Origin of the sequence: Mesorhizobium sp., assembly GCF_024509055.1 — a bacterium.
Taxonomy (GTDB): Bacteria; Pseudomonadota; Alphaproteobacteria; order Rhizobiales; family Rhizobiaceae; genus Mesorhizobium.
Genome location: NZ_JANINM010000046.1, coordinates 1 through 6,452 on the forward strand (window position 1 = coordinate 1; position 6,452 = coordinate 6,452).

Genomic DNA, 6,452 nt, shown 5'->3' on the forward strand with positions numbered 1-6,452 from the left:
GTCGCAAAGAGCTTCACCATGCATCTGCGCGACGGCGTCACGCTGCCGGTGGTGGCGGGCGTCTCCTTTTCGATCCGCGCTGGCGAATGCGCCGTGCTTGGCGGCCCCTCGGGCGCCGGCAAGAGCTCGATCCTCAAGATGCTCTATGGCAATTATGCCGTCGACGAAGGCCAGATCATCGTGCAGCACGGCGGTGGGCTGATCGACCTCGCTTCCGCCAATCCGCGTACCGTGCTTTCCGTGCGCCGCCATACCATCGGCTATGTCAGCCAGTTCCTGCGCACAGTGCCGCGAGTCTCGGCGCTCGACGTTGTCGCCGAGCCGCTGGTCGAACGCGGTGAGGACAGGGAAGCGGCGCGGGCGAAGGCCCGGTCCCTCCTGGCGCAGCTCAACCTGCCGGAAAAGCTCTGGGCCTTGCCGCCGGCGACCTTCTCCGGCGGCGAGCAGCAGCGCGTCAACATCGCGCGCGGCTTCATCACCGATCACCCGATACTGCTGCTCGACGAACCAACCGCCTCGCTCGATGCCAGGAACCGCGATGTCGTCGTCGAACTCATCGCCGCGAAGAAGGCGGCGGGCGTCGCCCTTCTCGGCATCTTCCATGACCTCGATGTGCGCGATGCCGTCGCCGACCGCATCATCGATGTCACCGCTTTCGGCGCAGGCAGGATCGCGGCATGACTAGGAGGCTTTCGGAAGCGCCGCTGGTCCACCAGACTGCCCAGGTCGAGAACTCGAGACTCGGTCGCTGGACCGAGATCGCCGAGCGCAGCCGCGTCTCGGAAAGCGAGCTTGGCGACTATTCCTACATGATGCAGGATTGCGCCGTCTGGTGCACGACCATCGGCAAGTTCTCCAACATCGCCGCCGCCGTGCGCATGAACGCCACCAACCATCCGACATGGCGGCCGACGCTGCACCACTTCACCTACCGCGCCTCGGACTATTGGGATGACGCCGAGCATGAGAGCGAGTTCTTTGCCCAGCGCCGCGCCAGGCGCGTCACCATCGGCCATGACACCTGGCTCGGCCACGGCTCGACCGTCCTGCCGGGGGTGACCATCGGCGATGGCGCGGCGGTCGGCGCCGGCGCCGTGGTTTCGAGGGATGTGGCGCCCTACACCATCGTCGGTGGCGTGCCGGCAAAGCCGATCCGCGAGCGCTTCGACCGTCGCATCGCCGAGCGCTACCAGGCGCTTGCCTGGTGGGATTGGGACCATGACCGGCTACGCCTGGCCCTCGACGATTTTCGCGAGTTGTCGGCCGAGGCCTTCCTCGAAAAGCACGGTGGCTGAGCGGGGCCGGTTCACACCCCTGACACATGACTCGGACACGAGGCGATCTCCCATAAGCAAATCGTAGAGATCGATCCCCATGCTCGACATAGCCAGCCCCTCGCTCGCCGGCTTTTTTGAAGGCACGAACCCGACGCCGCCAGCCCATTTCGGCACACGCTATGATGGGTCGGGCGACTTTCTCCTGGAGCCCGGCAACACGGTCGTCTGCCATCTCGTCGAGGGTTCGGCTTCGCAGGCCGCGATCCTCGATGTGCGCGAGCGCATGCGCGCCATGCCGGACGCGGATCGCCTTGCCTTCACGCCGATCTCCAGCCTGCATATGACGCTGTTCCAGGGCATCATCGAATACCGTCGCCGACTTCCGTACTGGCCGTCGGACGTGCCGCTCGACACCGGCATCGACGACATGACCGGCCTCTACCTGCGGCGCCTGCAGGGCTTCCAGGGCTGCGGCCCCTTCAAGATCAAGGTTGTCGAAGTGGTGCCGACGGGCCTGACAGTCGCCGGCGCCTCCAAGGAAGACCGGCGCAACCTCGAGGCATGGCGCGACGCGCTCTCCGTGCCGTTCGGCTACCGCCATCCGGACCACGATAGCTACGTCTTCCATATCACCTTTGCCTACCAGATCCGACGCCTTGCCGACGAGCGCATCTCGGCCTGGCGGGACCTGTTCGATGCCTGCCTGTCCTTTCTCGACCGCGAGGCTCCCGTGATCGAGCTCAGGCCAGCGGCCTTCTGCAGCTTCAAGGACATGGAGCATTTCGAGGAATTACTCGTGCTTGGCTGACACCGATGCGCGCCACCAAAAGCACAGGTCCGCTTAGGGCAACAACATGCACAACCCAGAGTAATTCCAGGAAAAACGTGTAACGGCTTTCCGTCCGGAATTACGTCAAAACAACAAGATGGAGCGGTGCGGCATATCTTCGAAACGCCAGACCGTTGTAGTTGCTCCATCCGGACCTGTGACTCGTAACAAAACTGACATCAATTCGACACCCCAGCTTCATGGCGCTGCGATAGCGAAGGTTAACAGACCTCAAAACCGCGACGGACTGGAGTTTTTGTCATGTCAGCATCATCGGCCACGCTGGAGATCCGCGGCGTAACCCGACGATTCGGCAAGAATACCGCTGTCAGCGACATCAACGTCTCGATCCCGCGCGGCCAGATGGTCGGCATCATCGGCCGTTCCGGCGCCGGCAAATCGACCCTTCTTCGCATGATCAACCGTCTCGTCGATCCCAGCCAGGGGTCGATTTTTTTTGACGGCGCCGAGGTCTCCCGCCTGCAGGGCTCGCCGCTGCGCCGCTGGCAGCGCGACTGCGCCATGATCTTCCAGCAATTCAACCTCGTGCCGCGCCTGGACGTGCTGACCAACGTGCTGCTCGGCCGGCTCAACCACCGTTCCACCGTCTCCAACCTGCTCGGCCTCTTCACGCGCACCGAATGCGCCGAGGCTGTGGCCGCGCTCGAGCGCCTCGACATCGCGCGCACCGCTCTGCAGCCGGCAGGCACGCTTTCCGGCGGCCAGCAGCAGCGCGTCGCGATCGCGCGAGCCCTGATGCAGCAGCCTAAGGTTCTCTTAGCCGACGAACCGATCGCCTCGCTCGATCCGCTCAATGCCAAGGTGGTGATGGACTCGCTGCGCGACATCAACCTGCGCGAAGGCATCACCGTCGTCACCAATCTGCACACGCTGGACACCGCCCGCGCCTACTGCACCCGCATCATCGGCATGGCCGCCGGCAAGGTCGTCTTCGACGGCGGCCCGGACGATCTCGACCGCGACGCCGTGCGCACGGTCTATGGCGCCGACGCCAGCGGCGCCGAAATCTCCGAGGCCATCACGTCGACCAGCGTCAACGTCAAGCCGAAGATCATCGCATCCGCCGGACCGCTCGAACCCGCCTTCCCTGGCTACTGAGCCCACCTTTTCCCGGGCCTCAAGGCTCCGGGGCAAATCGTGGACTTCAGCAAGAGCAACCCGGATCGCCCGCCCGCGTCAAAGGCTGGACTCAAAATTCGAACGCCGCCGGCGTGGAACCGGGGCAACAGGAGAGATAAGAATGTTCAGGAAAATGGTTTTTGGGGCTGTTTCTTTGCTGGCCATGGCGGCAAGCGCCGCTCACGCCGCCGACATCAAGGAATTCCGCATCGGCATCCTCGGCGGTGAGAACGAGGCCGACCGCCTGCGCAACTACCAGTGCCTGGCCGACCACCTGAAGGCCGATTTCGGCTTCGAGAAGGTGTCGCTGTTCCCGGCCGCCGACTATGACGGCGTCATCCAGGGCTTGCTTGGCGGCACGCTCGACTTCGCCGAGCTCGGCGCGTCCGGCTACGCCAGCGTCTATATCAAGGACCCGAAGGCGGTTACCCCGATCCTCACCACCCAGCAGACCGACGGCTCGACCGGCTATTATTCGATCGGCCTGGCGCTGAAGTCGTCCGGCATCACCGACATCAAGTCGGCCAAGGGCAAGAAGCTCGGTTACGCCGATCCGGACTCGACCTCGGGCTACCTGATCCCGCTGACCCAGATTCCGAAGGACACCGGTGAGGCGAACGACAAGTACTTTGCCTCGACCCAGTTCAACGGCGGCCACGAGAACAACATCCTCGCCGTGCGCGACGGCAAGGTCGACGTCGCCGTGGATGACTCTTCCGGCATCGGCGACTTCAAGAACGGCTATACCTCCGGCACCTTCCACAAGGTGGTCGGCAAGGGCGCCGTCGACCCGAACGACTTCGTCGAAGTCTGGCGCTCGGGCCTGATCCCGAACGGCCCGCTTGTCGTGCGCAACCAGATCGGCCCCGAGATGACCGCCAAGCTCGCCGACTTCTTCACCAACCTGCCGAAGAAGGACAAGGCCTGCTTCGAAGGCGTGGAAGGTGGCGACTTTACCGGCTATGTCCCAGTCAAGCCGGACTTCTACAACGTCATCGTTGAAGCCCGCAAAGCCGCGATCGGCGGCTGATGACATCAGAAAAAGGGCGGCGTCGAGAAGACGCCGCCCTTTTTGCATGTTCCAATCATGACCCTCACGACGACAATCCATTCCGATGTCACCCGGCAGCAGGCCGAGGCCTGGCAACGCCAGACATCGCTGCGCCGCCTCTACACGGTGCTCGGCGTCGGCCTGCTGCTCGCCGCCATGTGCGCGAGCATGTGGTTCGCCGACGAGGCCAATGCCGGCCACTTCTTCGAACGGCTGCCGCATATCCTCGACTTCCTGAGCTGGCTGGTCCCGAAGGACTGGAACGACGTGTGGCGAGCGCTGTTCGACATCGCCTCGCCGAACGACAAGGGCACGCAGGAATTCAACTTCCCGCTCGGCCGCGTCTACATCTGGGGCGACTTCTACATCCCTGAATATTTCGAGCTGATGCTGACCACGGTGAACGTGGCGCTGGTCTCGACCTTCATCGGCTTCGTCTTCGCCGTGCCCTTCTCCTTCATCGCCGCGCGCAACCTGACGCCGCATCCGTTGCTGAGGCTCATCGTCAAGCGCTTCATGGAACTGCTGCGCGCCTTTCCGGAGATCGTCATTGCCGGCCTGTTCGCGGCCATCGTCTCGATCGGCCCGATCGCCGCCATCATCGCCATCGGCCTGCATTCGATCGGCGCTCTGGGCAAGCTGTTCTACGAGATCAACGAGAACATCGACATGCGCGCCGAGGAAGGCCTGAGGGCCGTCGGCGCCAACTGGTTCGAGCGGGTGCGCTTCGCCGACCTGCCGCAGGTGCTGCCCAACTTCATGTCCTACACGCTGCTGCGGATCGAGATCAACGTACGGGCATCGACCATCATCGGCGCTGTCGGCGGCGGCGGCATCGGCGAGGAATTGAAGCTCTCCATCTCGCGCGGCTTCGGCGCCAAGACACTGGCGCTGGTGCTGCTGCTGTTCATCACTATCTTCCTCATCGACCAGTTCTCGGCCTGGCTGCGGCGCAAGCTGGTCGGCGAGCAGGCCTTCCTGATGGGAGCCGGCTAACCATGGCCATGACCGTCGACGAAATCAGAGCCATCGAGGCACGCCATCCCCAGGTGTTTCAACGGCCGATCCACAAACGCTTTTGGCCAATTTTTCTTGTCGCCGGCACGATCCTCTATCTCCTCTATGCGCTGTGGTTCTTCAATCTGCCGCAGGTTCTGCGGGAATCGCACTGGGAGCGCCTCCCGCTGTTCCTGACGCAATGGATCAGCTACGACCTGCAGCCTGAATTCCGCCTCGATCAGCCGGAGATCACGCCCAAATATCCGCGCTTCTCGGCATTGGGCGAGAACCCGAACCCGGACTGGGTGATCAAGGACCCTGACGGCACCTATACCGTCCAGATCGACGGCAACGCGAAATCAGTCACCTTCGACAAGACCAAGGCGACGATTGTCGCCTATGGGCAAACCGTGCCGGTATCGCTCACCAGCGGCAAGCCGATCGTGACAGGCCCGGTGCCTGATTGGGTGACCGTCCACGACGATGAAATCGTTGCCAAGATGGGCTTTGTCGGCGAGGTGCGCGTGACGGTTGACCGCGTCAAGGTCCGCAAGCGCTACCTCGGCTGGGCGAATTTCGTCTTCGACACGCGCTCGCCCTTCTTCGGCAAGCCGGCGGGTGAGGTGTTCTCGCTGATCATATCCGGGCCCGAGCTCAAGCCCGGCACCTCCAACCTTGCTCTGGCCGCCGACAACATCTGGAACAACGCCCAGTGGCAGCACGGCGATGTGTGGACCAAGCTGCTGCAGACCATCGTCATGGCGTTCCTGGGCACGCTGCTCGGCGGCATCATCGCCTTCCCGCTCGCCTTCTTCGCCGCCCGCAACATCACGCCGAGCGGCGTGCTCAGCCAGGTGCTCAAGCGCTTCTTCGACTTCATGCGCTCGGTCGACATGCTGATCTGGGCGCTGTTCTTCACCCGCGCCTTCGGCCCGGGGCCGCTCGCCGGCAGCGCCGCGATCTTCTTCACCGAGATCGGCACGCTCGGCAAGACCTACTCCGAGGCACTGGAGAATATCGACGACAAGCCGCGCGAGGGAGTGCTATCGACCGGCGCCAACGGTCTGCTGGTGCAGCGCTACGGCGTGCTGCCGGAGGTGGTGCCGATCTTCATCAGCCAGACGCTCTACCAGTGGGAATCGAACACCCGCGGCGC

General features: G+C 63.6%; 7 protein-coding genes. All 7 read left to right on the forward strand.

The window, feature by feature from the left end:
• On the forward strand, positions 1-681 hold a 681-nt coding region (gene phnL / locus Q0L57_RS02995; RefSeq protein ID WP_296737716.1), incomplete at its 5' end, for a phosphonate C-P lyase system protein PhnL.
• Positions 678-1,295, forward strand: a complete 618-nt coding sequence (locus Q0L57_RS03000) for a DapH/DapD/GlmU-related protein (RefSeq protein ID WP_296737718.1) — start codon at positions 678-680, stop codon at positions 1,293-1,295. The genes phnL and Q0L57_RS03000, both read left to right, overlap by 4 nt.
• A gap of 79 nt (positions 1,296-1,374) precedes the next feature.
• Positions 1,375-2,085: a DUF1868 domain-containing protein gene (locus tag Q0L57_RS03005; protein ID WP_296737720.1), complete on the forward strand. Its 711-nt coding sequence runs from the start codon at positions 1,375-1,377 to the stop codon at positions 2,083-2,085.
• Between the two features lie 282 nt (positions 2,086-2,367).
• Positions 2,368-3,225, forward strand: coding sequence for a phosphonate ABC transporter ATP-binding protein (gene phnC / locus Q0L57_RS03010; protein ID WP_296737722.1), 858 nt, complete (start codon positions 2,368-2,370; stop codon positions 3,223-3,225).
• A 142-nt stretch (positions 3,226-3,367) separates the two neighbouring features.
• Complete coding sequence (gene phnD, locus Q0L57_RS03015; RefSeq protein ID WP_296737723.1) at positions 3,368-4,276, forward strand: phosphonate ABC transporter substrate-binding protein; 909 nt, start codon at positions 3,368-3,370, stop codon at positions 4,274-4,276.
• A 57-nt stretch (positions 4,277-4,333) separates the two neighbouring features.
• On the forward strand, positions 4,334-5,293 hold the full coding sequence (gene phnE / locus Q0L57_RS03020; RefSeq protein ID WP_296737725.1) for a phosphonate ABC transporter, permease protein PhnE: 960 nt from the start codon (positions 4,334-4,336) through the stop codon (positions 5,291-5,293).
• 8 nt (positions 5,294-5,301) lie between these two features.
• Positions 5,302-6,452 (forward strand): ABC transporter permease (locus Q0L57_RS03025; protein ID WP_296737728.1); only part of this gene is annotated, 1,151 nt, incomplete at its 3' end.